Raw genomic sequence first — 16,607 nt, 5'->3', positions numbered from 1 at the left:
CCGGTCAGTGCTCCGCCGTGCGCTCGGCGACGCGCAGGATCGCACTGCGCGCGCGCGGGTTGCCGTCCACCTCGGCCTGCGAAGGCCTGATGCGTCCCAGCGCGCGCAGCTTCATCGCCCGCGGCGCCGCGAACGGCGCGCGCCGGTCGTAGACCTGGCGCGAATGCTTCGCGATGAACTGCTTCACGATGCGATCCTCCAGCGAATGGAAGCTGATCACTGCGAGCCGGCCCTGGGGTTGCAACACGGCCAGACTCGCTTCTAGCGCCTGTTGCAGCTCTTCAAGCTCGGCGTTGATGAAAATCCGAAAAGCCTGAAATGTGCGCGTTGCAGGGTTCTGGCCCGGCTCGCGGGTTTTGACCGTGCCAGCCACGAGCTCGGCCAGTTCGGTGGTGGTTGAAACTGCGCCCCGTTCTTGTCGGCGAGCAACAATCGCCTTTGCAATCTGAACAGCAAACCGTTCCTCGCCATAGTCACGAATCACCTCCGCAATCTGCTGTGCTTCGGCTGTCGCCAGCCACTCGGCCACGCTCTCGCCGCGCGTGGTATCCATGCGCATGTCGAGCGGGCCGTCGAAACGAAAAGAAAAACCCCGTGCGGGGTTGTCGATCTGGGGCGAGCTGACGCCGAGATCCATCAGCACGCCGGCCACGCTGGCCGGCGGCAATTCCCCGAGATCCCTGAAGCCCTGATGCCGGATGGAAAAACGCGCATCCTGGATGCGCGCTGCTTCGGCCACCGCTTCCGCGTCCTTGTCGAACGCGATCAGCCGGCCAGACGGCCCCAGCCTCGCCAGGATGGCCCGCGCATGGCCGCCGCGCCCGAAGGTCGCGTCCACGTACGTCCCGGAAGCTGGCGACGCGTCGGCAAGGAGGGCTTCCACCGCTTCCCTCAACAAGACGGTCGTGTGGGTCCATGGGTGATCCACTTCGGCCCTCAGAACGAGAAGTCCTGGAACACATCGGGCATCTCGCCCTGGGTGGCCTCGGCCTCCTTGGCCTCGTAGGTCGCCTTGTCCCAGAGCTCGAAGTTGTTGCCCATGCCCAGCAACAGCACGTCGCGCGTGATGCCGGCGGCGGCGCGCAGCTCGGGCGACACCAGCACGCGGCCGGTGCCGTCCATTTCCACGTCCATCGCATTGCCCAGGAAGACGCGCTTCCACCACTGGGCAGACATCGGCAGCGCGGCGATGCGCTCGCGGAATTTCTCCCATTCGGGCCGCGGAAACACCATCAGGCAGCCGTGGGGATGCTTGGTGATGGTGAGATGTCCGGCCGCCGTCGCGCTCAGGACGTCGCGATGCCGGGTCGGCACGGAAAGCCGCCCCTTGGCATCCAGACTGAGCGATGAAGCGCCTTGAAACACGACCACGAAACCCCGGTGATGAGAGAGGCCGGATGCCTTGACGAAGGCATCGCTCGACACTATTTCCCACTTAACTGCACTTTTTTGCACTGTAGCAGGAAACGCCTCCTGCGCAAGGGTGCGTCGCGGGTATTTTTTGTAATGGAATCAACGACTTAGCGGCATTTTTGCGAGTGCAAGAATGCCGAATTTCGTTGCAAATGAAGTACTTAGCTCACGCAATGAATGTGATGGATCATCACCCGCTCATTGTTCGAGCCGCGCCACGCACCAGTTCTTGGGCAGCCGCGGGACCGGCTTCGCCGGGCCGCTGGCTGCGCCCCCGGCAGGGGGTGGGCGAAGCGACACGAAGTGCGCGCAGCCTGGGGGCGAGCCTAGAGAATAAATCGGGAGAGGTCTTCGTCGTGACTTAGTGCCTCGAGGCGCGCATCGACGTACGCGGCATCGATGTGCACCGTCTGCCCACCGAGCTTGGTCGCGTCGAAGCTCACTTCGTCGAGCAGCCGCTCCATCACGGTGGACAGCCGCCGTGCACCGATGTTCTCGGTGCGCTCGTTGACCTCGAAGGCGATGCTGGCCAGCCGCGTGATGCCTTCGGGCGTGAATTCGAGCGTGACGCCTTCGGTGGCCAGCAGCGCCTGGTACTGCTTGACCAGGGACGCACGCGTCTGGGTCAGGATGCTTTCGAAGTCCGCCACCGACAGCGATTGCAGCTCGACGCGGATCGGAAACCGGCCCTGCAATTCGGGAATCAGGTCGCTGGGTTTGCTGAGATGGAACGCGCCGCTGGCAATGAAGAGGATGTGGTCGGTGCGCACCACGCCGTACTTGGTGCTCACCGCCGTGCCTTCGACCAGCGGCAGCAGATCGCGCTGCACGCCCTGGCGCGAGACATCCGTGCCCTGCGTTTCGCTGCGGGTCGCGACCTTGTCGATCTCGTCGATGAAGACGATGCCGTTCTGCTCGGCGTTGTGGATCGCCTGCGCGCGGATCTCGTCCTCGTTGACCAGCTTGGCCGCCTCCTCGTCGATCAGGAGGCGCATCGCCTCGGCGATCTTGAGCTTGCGCGTCTTGCGCTTGGCCTGGCCGAGCTGGCCGAACATGCCGCGCAACTGCTCGGTCATTTCCTCCATGCCGGCCGGGCCCATGATCTCGAGCGGCGCACGCGCTTCGGCCAGATCGATCTCGATCTCCTTGTCGTCGAGCTCGTGCTCGCGCAGCTTCTTGCGAAAGGCCTGGCGCGTCGCGTTGCCGCTGTCGTGCACGGCGCCCTCGGCGGTGCGCGCCGGCGGCAGCAGGACGTCGAGGATGCGCTCCTCGGCCGCGTCTTCGGCGCGCATGCGCACCTTGGCGCTTTCGCCCTCGCGCGTCTGCTTGACCGCGATCTCGGCCAGGTCGCGGATGATCGAATCGACATCCTTGCCGACATAGCCCACCTCGGTGAACTTGGTGGCTTCGACCTTGATGAAGGGCGCATCGGCCAGGCGCGCCAGCCGGCGCGCGATCTCGGTCTTGCCCACGCCCGTCGGGCCGATCATGAGGATGTTCTTGGGCGTGATCTCGGCGCGCAGCTTGTCGTCGACCTGCTGGCGGCGCCAGCGATTGCGCAGCGCGATCGCCACCGCACGCTTGGCATCGGGCTGGCCGACGATGTGGTTGTCGAGCTCGGAAACGATTTCCTGGGGCGTCATCGGCATGGTGTCAGAGCGATTCGATGGTGTGGTGCATGTTGGTGTAGATGCAGAGTTCACCCGCGATCTCGAGCGCCTTCTTGACGATCTGGTCGGCCGGCAGCTCGGTGTGATCGAGCAGGGCCTTGGCCGCGGCCTGGGCATAGGCGCCGCCGGAGCCGATCGCGATGATGCCGTTCTCGGGTTCCAGCACGTCGCCGTTGCCGGTGATGATCAGCGAGGTGGTCGCATCGGCCACGGCCAGCATCGCTTCGAGGCGGCGCAGCACGCGATCGGTGCGCCAGTCCTTGGTGAGTTCGATGGCCGCGCGCGCCAGGTGGCCCTGGTGCTTTTCGAGCTTGGCTTCGAAGCGCTCGAACAGGGTGAAGGCATCGGCCGTGGCGCCGGCAAAACCCGCCAGCACCTTGCCGTGATGGAGCCGGCGCACCTTGCGCGCGCTGCCCTTGATGACGATGTTGCCGAGCGTGACCTGGCCATCGCCGCCGATCGCGACCTGGTCGCCAGCGGAGGTCTTGCGGCGCACGCTGATGATCGTGGTTCCGTGAAACTGTTCCATCGAGCGGATGTGAGGGCGGATTGCGGGGATGCAAGCTTAACGCCGCACGGTCCGGCCGACTTTCGCAGCCGCTTCAGGGACGCAGGACGCGCGAGGCGAAAAATACGCCCGGGTTCAGTTCTGGCGCACCGCCACACCGGCGTGATCTGCAATGCCGATCACGCCGAAAAAGGCCCCGATGAGCCGGTGCGCATCGACGAACTGCACCGGGCGGCCGCGTGCGCTGTGGGCCGTGACCCAGTTCAGCAGCGTCCCGGCAGCCGCGAAGTCGAGACGCACCAGGGCCGCGCAGGAAATCGTCGGCGACAGCGCCTCGACCAGTTCGGCATCCAGCCGCTCCCAGGTGGTCAGCGACTCGCCGGTCAATTCGCCGACGAGCACGGCGTGGCCGACGGCGGCTGCGGCCGGGGCTGGCTCGGCGCCATGCGAGGCCCGCGAAAAGCCGGAAGACGTCGATGCCGGCGCCGCCTCGAGCGTGGCGTACGCGCCCTTGGGGTCTTCCCACGGCGGCGGCGACACCTCGTAGGTGATGCAGTAGTTGAGCGCCAGCAGCTCGAATTCGTCGGGTCGATGCATCACGCGCAGCGCCGCCATGTGCAACTGCCACCAGACGGCGTCGGTGCGCCGGTCGTTGGCGGGCGTGGCTTCGGCGAGCACCCTCAGCAGACGGTCCTCGTCGGAAAAGCGCAGTTGCACCGCCGAATCGGCCCAATGGGTGAACAGCGCACGCAGCGGCCCGGCGGCATCGGGTTCGATGGCGTCGAGCGAACCCCAGTCGAGCTTCCAGGACGGACCCGCCGCGCCGAGCGCGCGCGTGAGGCCCATCAGGCCTTCCCGCGTGAGCCGCGGCGGGCTCGACCAGTCGGCATCACCGCCCGGCACAGGCCTCGATTCGCCGCTTGCGGCCGCAGAGGCCTGCACGCCGGCAGCCAGCGCGCGCAGCGAAATCCACTCCGGCGCGCTGCGTTTCGTACGCTGCGCATAGCGCGTGGCCGTGGCCTCGAATTTTTCGGCGTCGCCGGTCGCGCGATACAGGTCGAACAGGGCGCGCCAGCTGTCATCGTGATCTGCGCTCGGGCTGTCCGGCGCGAGCGTCTGGAGCAGGATCGCCTCGGCGCCCGCATCGTCGCCATGGGCAAAGCGGATCGCCGCCTCCTCGATGCCGCCTTCGTCGCCCGCACCCGGCAACGCAGAGTTCCCGGCGCCGACCCGCGGCACGCCCGGCACGGTGTCGGCGTAGGCACGCGCATGCTGCTCCGCCATCCGCGGGCCTTCGGCATTCGCCGCATCGCCGCCCGATGTCTGCGCCTGCTGGGGGCCGCGGCTCTTCCACCATTGCTGCGACATCTGCTCTTCGATCTCGTCGATCTTCTTGAGCGTGAGCGCGCGTCCCTCGGTCTTGCCGGAGGTGCTGCTGACATTGAAGGACGACGGCGTGGCGGACGGATCCCGTCCGCCTGCGGCTTCCCGCTGGCGCAGCTTGCGCAGCATGTCGAACTCGCGGCGGCGCACGAAGTCGTTGCGCTGCCGTCGCTCGATCATCTCCTTGAGCATTTCGCGGCTGTAGCCGTTTTCGAGCGACGACGCCTCGTCGGCGTCGAGTTCGGACCAGTCCTTGAGAGGATTGCGGACGAACTTCGCCACCTTCGACAGCAAGCGGCTGGGTTCTTCCTTGGGCATATCGGACTCAGCGAATGTTGAATGTTCCTAGTCGCCGAACATCTTCTGCTTGAGCTCGCGGCGCTGCTGCGCCTCGAGCGACAGCGTGGCCGTCGGACGGGCCAGCAGGCGGCCGACGCCGATCGGCTCGCCGGTCTCGTCGCAATAGCCATAGTCGCCGGCATCGATGCGCTGGATCGACTGCTCGATCTTCTTGAGCAGCTTGCGCTCCCGGTCGCGCGTGCGCAGTTCCAGCGCGTGCTCTTCCTCGATGGTCGCGCGATCCGCCGGGTCTGGAACGACCACCGTGTCTTCACGCAGATGCTCGGTCGTTTCGCCCGCGTTCTCGAGAATGCCGCGCTTGAGTTCCTGCAGCTTCAGGCGGAAGAACGCCATCTGCTTCTCGTTCATGTACTCCGAGTCCGGCATCGCGATCACTTCGGCGTCGCTGAGCTCCTCGGCCGACTTGGCCTTCCAGTTGTTGGCGAGCTTGGGGTCTTTCTTGACCGCGACCGGCGGCGGCGGCACCAGCGCGTTCGACGTGATCTGCACGAAGCTGGACTTGGCGGCGGTGGAGGCCACCGATTGCGGCATGGAGGGCACGGTGAGCTGCGACAGCCGCGAGACGCGCCCGCCCCGCGCGGGGGCCGGGGTGGCGGTCGGTGCGGATATCGAAGGTGTCGCCGTGGCGGAAGAGGAGGCAGAGGCGGCAGCCGTTTTTTTCATGGGAGTCGGTGGTGCAGGTGGCGCGGCGCGGGGGTCGGCCGGTTTGGATGAAGGGGCGCTCGCACCAACTGTCTTGCTCTTGGCAGGAGCCTTGGACGGCGCGGCGGGCTTGGCGGACTTGGCGGCAGAAACCTTCTTCGCGGCGGGCGCGGCCTGCTTGGCCGCCGGCGTCTTCTTGACGGCCGGCTTGGCAGCGGGCTTGGGCTTGGCAGCGGGTTTCTTCACGGTGACTGGCTCCTTCGACGAACTGGAACGCGTTTTCAACGGTTGTCTCCTCCCGCGGAACGCTGCGTGCGGATGGGCGCGCAGACTCCGCGTCTGTCAGGGTGCTCGCCAGTGGCGAACCCCGGGGTTATACCCCCGAAAGTAAGCCAAAACCGCGCGCATTCCTATGCCGAAAGTCACACATCGCTTCAGGAAAGCTCGGTGCGGCCCCGGAACAGGCGCGCGATTGTATAGAGAGATCGGGCGGCCCGACGACAGCCGGCTACCCTTTTCTGCGTGACCGGCTCAGACCAGGCACTGGTCCAGACCCTGCTCCAGGATCTCGCGCGGCAACTCGATGCCGATGAAGACCATCCGGCTGTTGCGCTTCTCGTCCGGCCCCCAGGCCGGACCGAGGTCGCTGCCCATGAGCTGGTGCACGCCCTGGAAGATCACCTTGCGTTCGGTGCCCTGCATGTGGAGCACGCCCTTGTAGCGCAGCATGCGCGGACCGTAGATGTTGACGATCGCGCCCAGGAAATCCTCCAGGCGCGCCGGATCGAAGGCGCGGTCGGAGCGGTAGACGAAGCTCTTGACATCGTCGTCGTGGTGATGGTGGTGGCCATGGCCTTCGTGCGCATGCGAGGGATGGTCGCAATGCTCACCCTCCGCGTGGTCATGGTCGTGGTGGTCGTGCTCGTCTTCCTTGAGGAAGTCCGGGTCGATGTCGAGCTTGGCATTGAGATTGAAGCCGCGCAGGTCGAACACGCTTTCGAGCGGTACCTCGCCGAAATGCACCTTCTGCTGCGGCGCGCGCGGATTCATATGCTTCAGGCGATGGATCAGCGCCTCGGTCTCTTCCTCCGCGACCAGCTCGCTCTTGCTGATGAAGATCTGGTCGGCGAAACCGACCTGGCGGCGCGCCTCCTGGCGGTCGTTGAGCTGCTGCGGCGCATGCTTGGCGTCGACCAGCGTGAGGATCGAGTCCAGCAGGTAGCTTTCGGCGATCTCGTCGTCCATGAAGAAGGTCTGCGCCACCGGGCCGGGATCGGCCAGGCCGGTGGTCTCGATCACCACGCGGTCGAAGTCCAGCAGGCCCTTGCGCTTCTTCGCGGCCAGGAGCTGCAGCGCCTCGCGCAGGTCCTCGCGGATGGTGCAGCAGATGCAGCCGTTGCTCATCTGCACGATCTGCTCCTTCGACTCGGTGACGAGGATGTCGGTGTCGATGTTCTCCTCGCCGAATTCGTTCTCGATCACGGCGATCTTCTGGCCGTGCGCCTCGCTCAGGATGCGCTTGAGCAGCGTGGTCTTGCCGGAGCCGAGAAAGCCGGTCAGGATGGTGGCGGGGATGAGGGCCATGGAATGCTCCGGAAATCGGGAAAGGCGGAAAGTTTAGCGACGGGGCCCGCGCCATGCGGCCGCAAGGTCAAAGCCTACTTGCGCACCACCACCAGGCCTTTCAAGTATTCCCCTTCGGGAAACTCGATGGTCATCGGATGGTCGGGTGCCGCGCCGAGGCGTTCGGTGATGTAGCCGTCGACCCCGGCGTCGATGCCGGCCGAGGCCACGATCTTGTGGAACAGGTCGGCCCCGATGCCGCCCGAGCACGAGAAGGTCATGAGCACCCCGCCCGGCGCCAGCAACTTGAGGGCCAGCCGGTTGATGTCCTTGTAGGCGCGCGCGGCGCGCTCGGCATGCGCCACCGTCGGCGCGAACTTGGGCGGATCGAGCACGATGGCGTCGAACGCCCTGCCCTCCTCGATGAAGCGGCGCAGCGTGGCGTTGACATCGGCGTCGAGAAACTCGGCCGAAGCGCCCTCGAAGCCGTTCAGCGCCAGGTGCGCGCGTGCACGCTCCAGCGCCGGCAACGAAGAATCGATCGAAATCAGCTCGGCGCCCTCGAGCGCGCCCGCGCTCCTCAGGCCGGCCAGCGCGGCGACCGTGAAGCCGCCGGTGTAACAGAAACAATTGAGCACGCGCCGAAAGCGCCGATGCGCCGCCAGCTCGGCAAAGCGATGGCGGCTGTCGCGCTGGTCGAGGTAGAAGCCGGTCTTGTGGCCGCTCGCCACATCGAGCGTGAGATGCCAGTCGTGCTCGCGGATCGTGAGTTCCGTCGGGCCGCTGCCGCGCAGCCAGCCCGTCACGGGCGCAAGGCCCTCGCGTTCGCGACCGCTGGCATCGGAGCGCTCGTAGAGCCTCGCGAGTCCGGTCGCCGCGAGCAGTGCGTCGGCCAGTGGCGCTTTCCATCGCTCCACGCCGGCCGACAGGAATTGCGCCACCAGCGTGTCGCCATAACGGTCGACGATCAGCCCCGGCAGGCCGTCGGCCTCGCCATGGACCAGCCGCACGCCGTCGCTTCGCAGGTCGAACAGATGCCTCGCTTCGACGGCCGCCGCGACCCGCGCCGCGAGAAAGGCCGCATCGATGCGCTGCGTCTCGTCGAAGCTCCAGGCGCGTGCCCGTATCTTCGAATGCGGGCTGAACGCCGCCCAGGCAAGGAAGCGGCCATCGTCCGACTCGATGCGCACCGTCTCGCCGGCATCACCGCCGCCCTTGGCGATCGCCGACTCGAACACCCAGGGATGGCGCCGCAGCAGCGAGCGCTCCTTGCCGGGTCGCAGGCGAAGCAGCTTCATTTCCGTGCCTTTGCGTTGGGCGTCTTCTGGTGACCCTCGTCCCGCGCCTGCGCCCGCGGGTGCGCGGCGTCGTAGGCCTTGGCCAGATGCTGGAAGTCGAGCCGCGTGTAGACCTGGGTGGTCGTGATGTTGGCGTGCCCCAGCAGTTCCTGCACCGCGCGCAGGTCGCTGCTGGACTGCAGCAGATGGCTCGCGAACGAATGGCGCAGCATGTGCGGATGCACCGGCGCCGACAGCCCGGCCTTGAGGCTTCGCTGGCGCAATTGCTTCCACACGGAATGGGCCGAGAAGCGCAGTCCATTGCGGCCGATGAAAAGCGCCGCAGCGCTCGCCGGATCGCGCAGGAGCGCCGCCGGCAGCGCCGCGCAGTCCTCGCGCACCGCGAGCCACGCGCGCAAGGCTTCGGCCGCCTTGGCGCCCACCGGCACGAGGCGGCGCTTGCTGCCCTTGCCGAGCACGTTGGCTTCGGTCGCCTCGAGATCGATCCAGCCGCGGGCCGTGTTGCTCGGCCGCGCATCGAGCCCGGTCAGTTCACCGACGCGCAGCCCGCAGCCATAGAGCAGTTCGACGATCGCGTGGTCACGCGCCTCGGCCCAGGGATCGGCCTCGGCATCGTGCAGATCCGCGAGCTGCACCGCCTCGTCGACCGCGAGCGCCTTCGGCAGCGGCCGGGCGGCCTTGGGCGCATGAACGTCCTGGACCGGGTTCGCACCCACCAGCCCCTCGTTGCCGAGCCAGCGGTAGAAGCTGCGCCAGCACGACAGCACCAGCGCGATGCCGCGCGACTCGCGCCCGGCGCCGTGCAACTGCGCCATCCAGCGGCGCACGTGCGCGGTCTGGACCTTGTCGAGCGCGAGTCCCGCGGCAGCGGCCTTCTCGGCCAATGACTTCAGATGGATCGCATAGAGCTCGACCGTGCGCGTCGCCAGGCGGCGCTCGACCCGCACATGCTCGAGATATTTCTCGATCAGGACGGGAATCACCACGGCCGGCGCGTCAGTGGAGGTAGCCATTCATGCCATTGTTCACGATCGCCAGCGGCTCGCGCAGCGCGCCCTTGAAAAGCATGCCCCAGCGGCGCCAGCACGAGGTCGGCGCCGCGGCGTACTGCACATCGAACAGCCGATCGAAGCCGCTCGCGTGCGCAAGGCGTTCGGCGCGCCACAGATGGTACGGCTCGGAAACGATGATCACGCGCTTCATGCCCGCCGCCTGCAGCAGGCTGCGCGACATCGACAGGTTCTCGCGCGTGGACGCCGACACCGGCTCCAGCAGCAGCGGCCCTGCATAGCCCGACAGCCGCGCGTGGGCCTGCATCACTTCGGCCTCGATGCGCCCGTCTTCCTTGTCCACGCCGCCGCTCATGACGAGTTCGCGCACCAGGCCTTCCCTGGCCAGTGCGATGCCGGCATCGACGCGGCCGGTGAGACAGGGATTGGGCTGGCCCTCCCAGTACGCGCGATTGCCGAGGACCAGCGCCGCATCGGCCGGCCGCTGCGGCGGATGACCGAGCAGATCGAGGGCATGCAGCCAGACCATGATGGCGATCGCCGCATAGCCCGCCGCGAGAACCCCGAGCGCGCCCAGCACCACGCGCCAGAGCGATCGCCTCAAGGCCGCAGCCGCGACAGCGCGCCCGAGGCGAGCTCGGCGATGCGCTCCAGGAAATCGGTGCCCATTTCGGCATTGAAGCGCTGTGCATCGGGCGACGCCAGCACCAGCATGCCGAAGGCCGGCATCGCGGCCTCGGGCCGCAGCGGGATCAGCGCGATCGACACCGCGGCATGCGCCTCGGGCAGCCAGTTGGCGGCCTCGAAGCCCGCATTCAGCCCGCAATACGGCGCCGTCAGCGAAGTCGCGAGCGCCTTGACGTCGTCGCTGACCCACTGCGCATAGGGTTCACTGAGATAGTTGCTGTCGCAGTCCCAGACCTTGATCGCGGTCTGCGGCACCATGAAGAGCGACTGCAGCTCGCCGGCGATCTGCGTCGGCAGCCCGCGCGGATCGCGGGTGGCGAGCAGGCCGCTGGTCCAGCGCTGCAGGCGATCGGCCGTGACCACGTTCTCGGTGCCGTGGCGCACCATGTCCATCACGCGATGCTCCAGCGCCTTGATCTTCTCGCGCAGCATCTCGGCCTGGCGTTCCTGCAGGCTGACGGCGCGGTTGCCGTGCGGGCTGGTGAGCTGCACCTGCGCCAGCAGCTGCGCATGGCGCTCGAAGAAATCCGGCGTGTTCGCCAGGTAGTTGGCGATGTCGTCTTCGGTGATCGGGTTCATGGCGTCCTGGTTGAAATGATTCATGGCTGCTCCGGCACCTCGATGTCGCCTTCGAACACGGTGACGGCGGGTCCGGTCATCAGGACCGGTGCGCCATCGCCGGTCCATTCGATGGTCAGCGTCCCGCCGCGTGTCTCGACATCGACGCGCGCATCGAGCAGGCCGAGCCGGATGCCCGCGACCACCGCGGCGCAGGCGCCGGTGCCGCAGGCCAGCGTTTCGCCGGCACCGCGCTCGAACACGCGCAGCCGCAGGTGCGTGCGGTCGACCACCTGCATGAAGCCGGCGTTGACGCGCTGCGGAAAGCGCGGATGGTGTTCGATCAACGGACCCTGCACGGCGACCGGCGCGGTGTCGACGTCGTCGACGATCTGCACCGCATGCGGATTGCCCATCGACAGCACGGCCACCGCGACGAGGTCGCTGCCGGCCCGGGTGCCGAGCGCCAGATGCCAGAGCTGCCAGCTGCCTTCGGGCTGCGGGTCGAGGCCGGCGGTGTCGAAGGGCACCTGCGCCGGCTCGAAGACCGGCCCGCCCATATCGACCGTGACGCGGCCGTCCGCGCCCATGCGCGGCTCGATCACGCCCGACAGCGTCTGCACGCGCACCGTGTTCTGGACCGTCAGACCGCGCTCGCGCACGAAGCGCATGAAACAGCGCGCGCCATTGCCGCACTGCTCGACCTCGCCGCCGTCGGCGTTGTGGATCACGTACTGGAAATCGATGCCCGGCGACGGCGCGGGCCGCACGCTCAGGACCTGGTCGGCGCCGACGCCGAAATGACGATCGGCCAGGAAGCGGTACTGCGCCGCGCTCAGGCCGAGCGTGCCGCGGGTTTCGTCCAGCACGACGAAGTCGTTGCCGGCGCCCTGCATCTTGGTGAAGCGGATTCGCATCCGCGGATTATCTGCTGCCCCGCGCACTGGAATACCTTCGCGCATCAGCGCTTCGGTATTCGCCTTCGGAACGGCCGGGCGGCGCATGCACCAGGCACCGCGCCCATCGTCGCCCCGTCGCGCCCGGTGGCGCCGGATCAATCCGGGCGTCCGGCCCGCAGCCGGTCCAGCGCGCGATCGAGAAAGGGCAATCGATCCTGGCCCCAGAAGCGCTCGCCGGCGAGCACGTAGGTGGGTGCGCCGAACACGCCGATCTCCACCGCCTCGGCGCTGTTGGCGCGGTAGATCGCCTGAGTCTCCGGTGTCTGCTCCAGCGCCTGCAGCGCCGCGCCGTCGTAGCCGTTTTCCTCCGCCACCGTGATGCGCACCTCGGCCTGCGAGGTGTCGCGCTGCTCGGCCCACAGCGCGCGCAGGAGTGCATGCGAGAGCGGCTGCGCATCCAGCCCCTGCAGCTGCGCGGCGATCACCATCCAGCCCGGGTACTTGTTCCAGTCCGGATCGGCCGGCGCGCCCTTGGGATAGTGCGCGGGCTCGAGATGCAGCGGCATGCCCAGATGCTCGCGCCAGCGCGCGAGCTCGAGCGCGTGGTAGCTGCGGCGCGGCTCGGGCCGCGTCTTCAGCGGAATGCCGCCGGTCTGCGGCACCACCGCCTGGAAGTCGTAGGGCTTGAGCGTGAGCTGCACATGGTGGCGGCGCACGATGTCCTGCAGCTGCGGGCCGCCGAAATAGGCCCAGGGCGAGGACAGGCTGTAGTAGCAGTCGAGGGCGATCATGGCGGGATTATCTTCAGCCCGCCATGACCGTTCTCAGAACGCAGCCGGCCTCCACTTGAGCAGCCGCTTCTCCAGCGAGGTCAACAGGAAGTCGGCGAGCAGCGCCACCACCGCCAGCACGATCATCGCGGCGAACACGCCGCTGGCATTGAACGCACCCTGCGCGGTCGAGATCAGCAGGCCGATGCCTTCTTTCGCGCCGAGGAATTCGCCGACCACGGCACCGACCAGCGCGAAGCCGAAGCTCACGTGCAGGCTGGCCAGGATCCACGACATGGCCGACGGGATCACGACCGACATCGTCACCTGGCGCGGCGAGGCGCCGAGGATCTGCGCATTGGCGATCATGTACTTGTCGGCCTCGCGCACGCCCTGGAAGGCATTGCCGAAGACGACGAAGAACACCATGACGACCGCGAGCGCGACCTTGGACGCCATCCCCAGCCCGAGCGCGATCACGAAGATCGAGCCCAGCACCACGCGCGGGATCGAGTTGGCGATCTGGATGTAGAGGCTGAAGACGTCCGACAGCAGCTTGTTGCGCCCGAGCAGGATGCCGCAGATGACGCCCGCGATGGCGCCGATCAGGAAGCCGATCACGGTTTCCTCCAGCGTCACCGCGACCTGCATCCACAGCGAACCCTGCGAGGTGCCGTCGCGGATCCACTCGACGATCTGGTCGTAGATCAGCGAGGGCATCGAATAGAAGAAGGGGTCGATCCACTTGCGGCGCGCAGCCAGCTCCCAGCCGCCGAGCACCACCACCAGCACCAGCACGCGCAGTGTGATGATCATCTGGCGGCGCCGGCGGATGCGCGCCTGAGCGATTTCGGACTCGCGGGCCAGCGCTTCGTCGCTCAGGACGGCGGGCAAGGCAAGGTCGGTCATGAAGAGGCTCCGGAAGGTCGGGATTCGGTGGGATTCATGCGAGCGTGACTTCTTCGCGAAGATCGTCCCAGATGTGCTTGGAGAGCTCGATGAACTTCGGCTCGTAGCGCACCGTCGAGGTCACGCGCGGGCGCGGCAGATCGATCTCGTAGACGCGCTTGAGCGTGCCCGGCCGCGCCGACAGCACGAACACGCGGTCGGCCAGCGCGATCGCTTCCTCGAGGTCGTGCGTGACGAACACCACCGAGCCGCCGGTGCCCGACCAGATCTTGAGCAGTTCGTCCTGCATCAGCGTGCGGGTCTGCATGTCGAGCGCCGAGAAGGGCTCGTCCATCAGCAGGATCTCGGGGTTGTTGATGAAGGTCTGCGCCAGCGCCACCCGCTTGCGCATGCCGCCCGAGAGCTGGTGCGGGTAGTGCTTGCCGAACTTGCCGAGGCCCACGCGCTGGATCCAGTCCTCGGCCATGGCGTAGGCCTCCTGCTTCGGCTTGCCGCGGAACATCGGGCCGGCCGCGACGTTGTCGATCACGCTGCGCCACGGGAACACCGCGTCGGCCTGGAACACGAAGCCGATGCGCGGATCGATGCCCTGGACGGGCTTGCCCATCACGTGCACCTCCCCGACCGTGGGCTTCAAAAGGCCCGTGATCATGTTGAGCGTGGTCGACTTGCCGCAGCCCGTCGGGCCGACGATGGCGACGAACTCGCCGCGCGCCACCGCCATGTTGAAGTTGCGCAGCGCCACCGTGGCATTGCCGTCGGCGGAGATGAAGCGCAGCGAGACGCCGCGGAAATCGATGGCCGGCGTGCTGTCGCTCACTTGGCCCCCGCCGCCAGGTACGCGTTGCTGTACGTCTTGGACAGGTCGATGTTCTTGCTCTTGACGAGCGGCTTGTAGGTGGCCAGCACCTTGAGCACGGTCTCCGGGCCGCCGGCCGGCATCTTCGCGTCGGTGGTGAACATCGGCAGCGAAGATTCGAGCGCCTTCACGTACAGCTCCTTGTCATTGCCGTAGTAGTCGCGCGGCACCTTGTCGGCGATCTCGGCCGCCGAATGGGTGTGGATGTATTCCATCGTGCGGGCAAAGGCGTGGGCCAGCTTGGTGGCCTGCTCCTTGTGCGACTCGGCCCAGGTGTTCTGGACATAGAAGCTCGCGGCGGGATAGAGGCCGCCCAGTGCCGCGCTCGTATCCTTCTCGGTGCGCAGATCCACCAGCACCCTGGCATCGCCGGTCTTGAGCATTTCCGAGATCGTGGGCTCGGTGGTCATGCCGGCCTGGATGCGGTCCTGCTTCATCGCCGCGATGAAGGTGTTGCCGGCGCCGACGGGCAGCAACGAGTAGTCCTTGGAGGCCACGCCCTGGCGGTCTGCCAGGTAGCGCGTGAGGAAATCGGTCGACGAGCCGAGGCCGGTCACGCCCAGCGTCTTGCCCTTGGCATCGGCCATGGTCTTGAAAGTCGGCGCCGCCTTGCTGGAGACCATCTCGACCTCGCCCGGCACCTTGCAGAACACCGCGATGGCCTCGATCTCCTTGCCCTTACTCTGCAGGTCGATGGTGTGGTCGTAGAAGCCGACCACGCCCTGCACGGCGCCGGCGATCAGCTGGTTCTCGGCATCGACGCCGGCCGGCTGCGACTGCAGCTCCACCGTCAGGCCTTCGTCCTTGAAGTAGCCCAGTGCCTCGGTCAGCTTGGCCGGCAGGTAGATGATCTTGTTGATGCCGCCCACCATGATGGTGATCGGCTCGGCGGCCTGGGCCAGCGGCGCGGCGGCGGCGAAGGTGGTGCACAGGGCGGTGGCGAGCAGGGTGCGGTGGAAGGCGCGCATGGTGAGAGGTCTCCTGGATGCAATGTGGGAAGACCGCGGGCGGGACGAGGCCAGCCGCGGGGCGCAGCCAGTCTAGGCAGCGCGGTCTTTCGGCCAGCTTTCGGCACCGGTGCGGATCGCTCGTGGTTATCCCTAAGCTTCCCTGCCGCCATCCACCTACACTCGCGTCGCCGTGCAGCCCTTCGCATCGGCTCGTCCATTTCGCTAAAGACCCAAAGGCTCGACATGAGATTCGCATCCACGATCGGCGGACGTTCCAGATCGGCTGCCATCGGCCTCTGGCTGTGCGCGGCGGCGGCGTTCTGTTTCTGCGCGAACGCCGGCGCGCAATCGATCGACAGCATCAAGCGCAAGGGCACGCTGACGGTCGGCGTGCAGGCCGAATTTCCGCCATGGGGCTCCATCGATGCCAGCGGCGCGAATGTCGGCTACGACATCGATGTCGCCAAGCTGATGGCCGACGACCTGGGCGTGAAGCTGGCGCTGGTGCCCGTCACCGCGGGCAATCGCGTGGGCTACCTCACCACCGGCAAGGTCGACGTGCTGGCCGCCGCGATCGGCATGTACCCGGACCGCGCCAAGGCCGTGCAATTCTCCAAGCCCTACGCCACGCTCGATGGCGTGATCTACGGCAAGAAGACCGACACCGTGCGCGACTGGAACGACCTCGCGCAACTGCGCGTCGGCACCGCGCGCGGCAGCGCTGCCGATGTGGCGCTGACCAAAGGCATGCCACCAGGCACGGACGTGCGACGCTTCGACGACGACGCGGTGCCGATCCAGGCGCTGCTCTCGGGCCAGGTCGACGCCATCGGCAGCACCAACCTGATCGCCGTCGTGCTCGCCAGATCGCCGGCCGGTGCGCAGTTCGAGCAGAAGTTCCAGTTCGCGCGGCAGTACAACGGCCTCGCGACGCGGCTCGGCGAGAAGGAATTCAATGCCTGGCTCAATGCCTTCGTCGACCGCAACATGGCCAACGGCAAGCTGAACGCGATCAACCGCAAGTGGGTCGGCGGCGACCTGCCGGCGCTGCCGACCGAGCTGGCGGACGTGCCCTTCACCGTCCGCTGAGCCACGCCGCGCGGGCCTTCACGGCCCTGTCACGATGCC

The 16,607-nt window shown here is 67.2% G+C and carries 17 protein-coding genes; 1 reads left to right on the top strand and 16 read right to left on the bottom strand.

All coding sequences use genetic code 11. The features are described 5' to 3' along the window. Positions 1-4: 4 nt before the first annotated feature. The 16 genes from rsmH to WDLP6_RS04315 all read right to left on the bottom strand — a co-directional run bounded on the left by rsmH (position 5) and on the right by WDLP6_RS04315 (position 15,497). The gene (rsmH, locus tag WDLP6_RS04390) at positions 5-928 is read right to left on the bottom strand and encodes a 16S rRNA (cytosine(1402)-N(4))-methyltransferase RsmH (protein WP_162591365.1); all 924 of its coding nucleotides are present in this window, start codon (positions 926-928) and stop codon (positions 5-7) included. An 8-nt stretch (positions 929-936) separates the two neighbouring features. After that, a complete protein-coding gene (gene mraZ / locus WDLP6_RS04385; protein WP_162570338.1) occupies positions 937-1,365 on the bottom strand; it encodes a division/cell wall cluster transcriptional repressor MraZ in 429 nt (142 codons plus the stop codon). Between the two features lie 374 nt (positions 1,366-1,739). Further along, entirely contained in the window at positions 1,740-3,062 is a 1,323-nt protein-coding gene (hslU, locus tag WDLP6_RS04380; RefSeq protein ID WP_162565955.1) for an ATP-dependent protease ATPase subunit HslU, read from the bottom strand. Between the two features lie 4 nt (positions 3,063-3,066). Continuing rightward, complete coding sequence (gene hslV, locus WDLP6_RS04375) at positions 3,067-3,612, bottom strand: ATP-dependent protease subunit HslV (protein ID WP_162565954.1); 546 nt, start codon at positions 3,610-3,612, stop codon at positions 3,067-3,069. Between the two features lie 114 nt (positions 3,613-3,726). Further along, positions 3,727-5,292 (bottom strand): STAS domain-containing protein, encoded by a 1,566-nt coding sequence (locus WDLP6_RS04370; RefSeq protein ID WP_162591364.1) that lies wholly within the window; start codon positions 5,290-5,292, stop codon positions 3,727-3,729. Positions 5,293-5,319: 27 nt separating this feature from the next. After that, entirely contained in the window at positions 5,320-6,222 is a 903-nt protein-coding gene (gene dksA, locus WDLP6_RS04365) for an RNA polymerase-binding protein DksA (RefSeq protein WP_232076956.1), read from the bottom strand. Positions 6,223-6,507: 285 nt separating this feature from the next. Next, positions 6,508-7,560, bottom strand: coding sequence for a CobW family GTP-binding protein (locus WDLP6_RS04360; protein WP_162565952.1), 1,053 nt, complete (start codon positions 7,558-7,560; stop codon positions 6,508-6,510). 74 nt (positions 7,561-7,634) lie between these two features. After that, positions 7,635-8,837 carry a class I SAM-dependent rRNA methyltransferase gene (locus WDLP6_RS04355; RefSeq protein ID WP_162591363.1) on the bottom strand — a complete coding sequence of 401 codons (1,203 nt, stop codon included), beginning with the start codon at positions 8,835-8,837 and terminating at the stop codon, positions 7,635-7,637. Beyond that, the gene (locus WDLP6_RS04350; protein WP_162591362.1) at positions 8,834-9,850 is read right to left on the bottom strand and encodes a tyrosine recombinase XerC; all 1,017 of its coding nucleotides are present in this window, start codon (positions 9,848-9,850) and stop codon (positions 8,834-8,836) included. Before WDLP6_RS04350 ends, WDLP6_RS04355 begins: the two co-directional genes overlap by 4 nt. Further along, on the bottom strand, positions 9,834-10,451 hold the full coding sequence (locus tag WDLP6_RS04345) for a YdcF family protein (protein WP_162591361.1): 618 nt from the start codon (positions 10,449-10,451) through the stop codon (positions 9,834-9,836). Before WDLP6_RS04345 ends, WDLP6_RS04350 begins: the two co-directional genes overlap by 17 nt. Further along, positions 10,448-11,137 carry a DUF484 family protein gene (locus WDLP6_RS04340; protein WP_162591360.1) on the bottom strand — a complete coding sequence of 230 codons (690 nt, stop codon included), beginning with the start codon at positions 11,135-11,137 and terminating at the stop codon, positions 10,448-10,450. The genes WDLP6_RS04345 and WDLP6_RS04340 overlap by 4 nt, the downstream gene beginning before the upstream one ends. Continuing rightward, positions 11,134-12,009, bottom strand: a complete 876-nt coding sequence (gene dapF, locus WDLP6_RS04335) for a diaminopimelate epimerase (protein WP_162591359.1) — start codon at positions 12,007-12,009, stop codon at positions 11,134-11,136. Before dapF ends, WDLP6_RS04340 begins: the two co-directional genes overlap by 4 nt. Before the next feature lie 137 nt (positions 12,010-12,146). After that, complete coding sequence (locus WDLP6_RS04330; protein WP_162591358.1) at positions 12,147-12,782, bottom strand: 2-hydroxychromene-2-carboxylate isomerase; 636 nt, start codon at positions 12,780-12,782, stop codon at positions 12,147-12,149. Positions 12,783-12,815: 33 nt separating this feature from the next. Next, complete coding sequence (locus WDLP6_RS04325; RefSeq protein WP_162565945.1) at positions 12,816-13,670, bottom strand: ABC transporter permease; 855 nt, start codon at positions 13,668-13,670, stop codon at positions 12,816-12,818. Positions 13,671-13,704: 34 nt separating this feature from the next. Continuing rightward, complete coding sequence (locus WDLP6_RS04320) at positions 13,705-14,490, bottom strand: ABC transporter ATP-binding protein (RefSeq protein WP_162591357.1); 786 nt, start codon at positions 14,488-14,490, stop codon at positions 13,705-13,707. Continuing rightward, entirely contained in the window at positions 14,487-15,497 is a 1,011-nt protein-coding gene (locus WDLP6_RS04315; protein WP_162591356.1) for an ABC transporter substrate-binding protein, read from the bottom strand. Before WDLP6_RS04315 ends, WDLP6_RS04320 begins: the two co-directional genes overlap by 4 nt. A 225-nt stretch (positions 15,498-15,722) precedes the next feature. Here WDLP6_RS04315 and WDLP6_RS04310 point away from each other — a divergent pair, with 225 nt between their 5' ends. Continuing rightward, complete coding sequence (locus tag WDLP6_RS04310; protein WP_162565942.1) at positions 15,723-16,568, top strand: transporter substrate-binding domain-containing protein; 846 nt, start codon at positions 15,723-15,725, stop codon at positions 16,566-16,568. Positions 16,569-16,607: the final 39 nt, after the last annotated feature.

It is taken from the genome of Variovorax sp. PBL-E5, assembly GCF_901827185.1.
Classification (GTDB): Bacteria; Pseudomonadota; Gammaproteobacteria; order Burkholderiales; family Burkholderiaceae_C; genus Variovorax.
The sequence above is the reverse complement of the archived record's forward strand: the minus strand, read 5'-3'. Positions and strand labels throughout refer to the sequence as shown.